At 66.4% G+C, this 1,856-nt stretch carries 1 protein-coding gene and 1 pseudogene; both read left to right on the top strand.

Features of this window, described 5'->3' with window-relative positions; all coding sequences use genetic code 11:
- Positions 1 to 456, top strand: a pseudogene (locus ACIP98_RS42380) (IS630 family transposase); the annotation flags it as partial.
- Between the two features lie 215 nt (positions 457 to 671).
- Positions 672 to 1,745: an IS110 family transposase gene (locus ACIP98_RS42385; protein ID WP_401982223.1), complete on the top strand. Its 1,074-nt coding sequence runs from the start codon at positions 672 to 674 to the stop codon at positions 1,743 to 1,745.
- The last annotated feature ends 111 nt before the right edge of the window (positions 1,746 to 1,856 follow it).

The following is a 1,856-nucleotide window of genomic DNA, read 5'->3' on the forward strand; positions in this document are numbered from 1 at the left end:
ATGGCGGACCGCAGTGGGCTGTCGAAGTCCACCGTCGGCCGGATCTGGCGGAAGTTCCAGCTCAAGCCGCACCTGACCGACACGTTCAAACTCTCCACGGACCCACTGTTCGTGGAGAAGGTCTACGACGTCGTGGGCCTGTACTTCAACCCACCAGATGGCGCGGTGGTGCTGTCGGTGGACGAGAAGTCGCAGATCCAGGCCCTGGACCGGTCCCAGCCCGTCCTGCCGATAATGCCGGGCATGCCCGAGCGGCGCGCTCACGACTACATCCGCAACGGGCTGACCACCTTGTTCGCGGCCTTCGACGTGGCCACCGGCGAAGTCATCACCTCGTTGCACCGTCGTCACCGGGCGGCGGAGTTCAAGAAGTTCCTGATCAAGATCGAGAAGGAGGTTCCCGCACACCTCGAGGTCCACCTGATCTGCGACAACTGTGAGGATCATGGTGTGCCGCAGGGGGCCGGAGCCTGACCCGTGCGACAACTGGCCTCAGCTGCCTTGGAGTAGATCTGTCGGCCCCGGCCCCTTGTGGTGCTCGCCGACGCCGGCCCGCTGGACGTGTCCCGATAGGGGCTTCGCTGCACAAAGCACCGTCACAGTTCTGACCGCCCACCGGACCGGCGTCGGCCACCAGCCCCCGTCCGAGGAGCCTTGCGACCGTCACCAGTATGCCCCAGCCCACGCTGCCCACGCAGCACGCCCCAGACCTGACCGAGGATGTGATCCTGGGAGTCGATACCCACAAGGACGTCCACGTCGCCGCCGTGATCACCACATTGGGGGCCTCGCTCACCCACCAGCAGTTCCCCACCACTGCCGCCGGTTATCGCCAGCTGATCGCCTGGGCACGGTCGTTCGGTGTCGTTCGACGTGCCGGTGTCGAGTGCACCGGCTCCTACGGAGCCGCATTGACCAGGGCTCTCAGCCGTGAAGGTATCGATGTTGTCGAGGTCAACCAGCCCGACCGCGCCACGCGGCGCAAACGCGGTAAGACCGATGCCGTCGACGCCGACGCGGCAGCTCGCGCCGTCTTGTCGGGACGCGCCACGGTTACGCCCAAGACCGCGGATGGCCCTGCGGCGGACATGCGCGTCCTGCGACTTGCCAAGGAGTCGGCGATCAAGGCCCGCACCCAGGCGATGAACCAGCTCAAGGCCATCCTGCTGGACATCGACCCCGAGCTGCGCGACCTGCTCACCGGGCTGAGCAACCCAGCGCTGGTCGCCACCTGCGCAGCACTCACCGACGAGCGGGGCGAAGCGGTCTTCACCTTGCGCCTGCTCGCCATGCGGATCCAGCACCTGTCCGGGGAGGTCAAAGAGCTGACCCGGCGTACCACCATAGCCATCCGCTCCTGCCGGCCGCAGATGCTGGACCTGGTGGGCGTCGGACCCGACAGCGCAGCCGCCCTGCTCATCGCCGCAGGTGACAACCCCGACCGCCTAACGGATGAGGCATCCTTCGCCGCCTTGTGTGGCGTCAGCCCGGTCGAACAGTCCTCCGGCAAGACCCACCCTCGGCGCCTGAACCGCGGCGGCAACCGACAGGCCAACGCCGCTCTCTACCGCCTCGTGATGACCCGCATACGCTGGGACGAACGCACCCAGGCCTACCTCCAGCGACGCACCGCCGAGGGCATGTCCAAGCGTGAAATCATCCGCTGCCTGAAACGCTACGTGGCCCGCGAGCTCTACCGACACATCTGCCCACCGGCAACCATCGAGCTGCCAACCGCCGCTTGACACAACATAGGGGCATCTACGGCACCCACAAGACCCCCGCGATCAAGGCGTGGCTCGCCAGACACCCCCGGTTTCACATGCACTTCACCCCCACCAGCTCTTCCTGGATCA

Source organism: Streptomyces sp. NPDC088354 (assembly GCF_044753585.1).
GTDB lineage: Bacteria > Actinomycetota > Actinomycetes > Streptomycetales > Streptomycetaceae > Actinacidiphila.

Coding starts and splice junctions, on each gene's coding strand:
- ACIP98_RS42385 (WP_401982223.1), top strand. CDS start 672: ATGCCCCAGCCCACGCTGCCCACGCAGCACGCCCCAGACCTGACCGAG.